General features: G+C 77.4%; 3 protein-coding genes. All 3 read left to right on the top strand.

Annotated features, from left to right (window positions below; translation table 11 throughout):
- The first annotated feature begins 88 nt into the window (after positions 1-88).
- The 3 genes from GTW67_RS27965 to GTW67_RS27955 all read left to right on the top strand — a co-directional run bounded on the left by GTW67_RS27965 (position 89) and on the right by GTW67_RS27955 (position 2,052).
- The gene (locus GTW67_RS27965; protein WP_161167547.1) at positions 89-460 is read left to right on the top strand and encodes a TraR/DksA C4-type zinc finger protein; all 372 of its coding nucleotides are present in this window, start codon (positions 89-91) and stop codon (positions 458-460) included.
- Positions 457-1,293 carry a rod shape-determining protein gene (locus GTW67_RS27960; protein ID WP_161167546.1) on the top strand — a complete coding sequence of 279 codons (837 nt, stop codon included), beginning with the start codon at positions 457-459 and terminating at the stop codon, positions 1,291-1,293. The genes GTW67_RS27965 and GTW67_RS27960 overlap by 4 nt, the downstream gene beginning before the upstream one ends.
- A 123-nt stretch (positions 1,294-1,416) precedes the next feature.
- Positions 1,417-2,052 (top strand): Rv1733c family protein, encoded by a 636-nt coding sequence (locus GTW67_RS27955; protein ID WP_161167545.1) that lies wholly within the window; start codon positions 1,417-1,419, stop codon positions 2,050-2,052.
- Positions 2,053-2,283 lie beyond the last annotated feature (231 nt).

The raw sequence follows: 2,283 nt of genomic DNA, 5'->3' as shown, positions 1-2,283 counted from the left end.
CCCGCCCTCCGGGCGGACGGAGGGACTTTGCGGACACGCCCTGGCACCGTCCGTCCGGTCTTTCTCTCCCGCCCTGCCGAGGGGTGAAGTGGTGAACCAACAGATGATCGGCGACCGCGAGACGCGGCTGTCGCCCGAGGACCTCGCCGCGCTCCGCGACAACCTGCTGGAGCAGCGGGTGTTCCGCGAGGAGCAGCTGCGGCAGATCACGGCCGTCCCGTCCCGCGCCGACGACCGGCGCCGGCGGCGCTCCGCCGCGCAGACCGAGGTGCGGGTCCAGCTCGCGGCCTCCGCCCGCATGGTCCTCGCCGACGTGGAGGCGGCGCTCGACCGCATGGCCGAGGGCCGCTACGGCTCCTGCCACCTGTGCCGGCGCCCCATCGCCCGCGAGCGCCTGGCGATAGTGCCGCAGGCCCGTTACTGCGCCCGCTGCCAGCAGGTGCGGGAGGCCGGACGATGACCGTGGTCCGGCGGCCCCGCGCCGCCCTCTCCCGGCACCGGCCCTGGCCCCTGTGCCGGCAGTGCAGCGGCGTCGCCCTCGACATGGGCAGCGCCCGCACCCGCGCCTGGGTCGCCGGGCGCGGCATGATCCTCGACGTGCCGACGGTGACGTTCCCCGGCGCCGGGGCCGTGTATCCCATCCAGCGCGGCTCCATCGTCGACACCCAGGGCACCGCCCGGATGCTCGACCGGCTGCTCGGCCACCGCCTGCCCCGCTTCACCCGCCCGCTGGTCGTGGTGACCGCGCCCGTCCTGGACGGGTACGCCTACCGCGCCGAGGCCCGTACGGCGGTGGAGGTGCTGCGTCCGCGCAGCGTGCTGACCGTCCCCAGCGCGCGGGCCGTCGCGCTGGCGGCCGGCGCGGACCTGTCCCGGCCGCTGCTGGTGGTGGACCTCGGCGCGCATCTCACCGAGGTGGTGCTGCTGGTGGACGGCGCCGTGTTCGACGCGCGCCGTACCGCCCTGGGCACGGGCGACCTGGACGCCGCCACCCCGGCGACGCGGATCGCGGAGGCGGTGGCCGACATGGTGACGTCGATGCTGCGCCAGGACGGCACGTCCCTGACCGTGGACGCCCTGGGCCGGGGACCGCTGCTGGCCGGCGGGGGCGCCCTGCGTCCCGAGATCACCTGTCGGCTCACCGCCGTGCTGCACGCGCCCCTGCGGTCCGTGCCGGCGCCGCACACCGCCGCGGTCCGCGGCGCCGCGAAGCTCCTGGAGGCCGCCCACGCCCACCCGTCCACCACGGATCCCGGCACGGACGCGGATCCACCGGACCGGTGCCCCCACTGACCACGGCCGCGGCCCCACCCCCGGTGCCCGCCGCGGCGGCGACGCCCCCGTCCCCCGCCGCCGCGGCCGGCACCGGCACCCACGGCCCCGCTCGGCTGCCCGGACTCTGGAAGGAGGCACACCGTGGCCGGCGACATACCGCGAGCGCAGCCGTCCCCGGCTCCCGCACCCCGACACCACCCGTACCTCCTGCTGTGGCGGTGGCGGCGCAACCCCCTGCGGCGCCGTACCGACCGGATGCAGGCGTGGATCGCCCTGGGGCTGCTGCTCGCCGTGCTGGCGGCGGCCCCGGCGGCGATGTTCACGGCCGGCGACGCGGCGTACCGGCACTACCGCGACACCGCCGCGCACCAGGAACGCACCCGGGACCACGTCCCCGCGGTCCTCGTCCACGACGCCCCGCGCCACCCGGAACCCGGGTCGGACGAGGCGCGCAAGACCCGCTACCCGGTCGAGGTCCGCTTCACCGCGCCGGACGGCGCGACGCGGACCGGCAAGGCCGACGTCGAACCCGGGCTGCGGGCGGAGAACACCGTCCTGGTGTGGGTGGACCGGTCGGGCACGCTCACCGAAGCGCCGCTGGACGCCGGCCAGATCCGCAGCCGCACGATGGGCTGGGCGATCCTCGCCTTCCTGGCCGTCACCCTCACCGGCCTCGCGGCCCACGCCGCCACGGGCCTGCTCCTGCACCGCCGCAACCTCGCCGACTGGGACAGGGCCTGGGCGGCGACGTCCCCACGCTGGAGCAGGTCGTCGTAGGCGTGGGTGGCCGCCGCGCCGCCCTCACGACCGAGCCCGATCCCACGGCCCGGCCCCGTGGCACCCACCGGCCGCCGCGCCCGTCAAGCCTGCGGCCCTCGGCCTACGGCCGGTCGGTCCGCCCCCCGCCGACGGGCGTGACCGCCGAAGTGCCGTGTCCGTCAGGCGGTGCGGTCTTCTGCGCGGTCGGGCGGTCGTCGCGTCCGCGCCCATCGGTCCGGTCCCGCCGAC

The sequence above is a fragment of the Streptomyces sp. SID5910 genome, from assembly GCF_009862125.1.
Lineage (GTDB): Bacteria > Actinomycetota > Actinomycetes > Streptomycetales > Streptomycetaceae > Streptomyces.
Note: the sequence above shows the minus strand (reverse complement) of the source record. Positions and strands in the feature narration are given on the sequence as shown.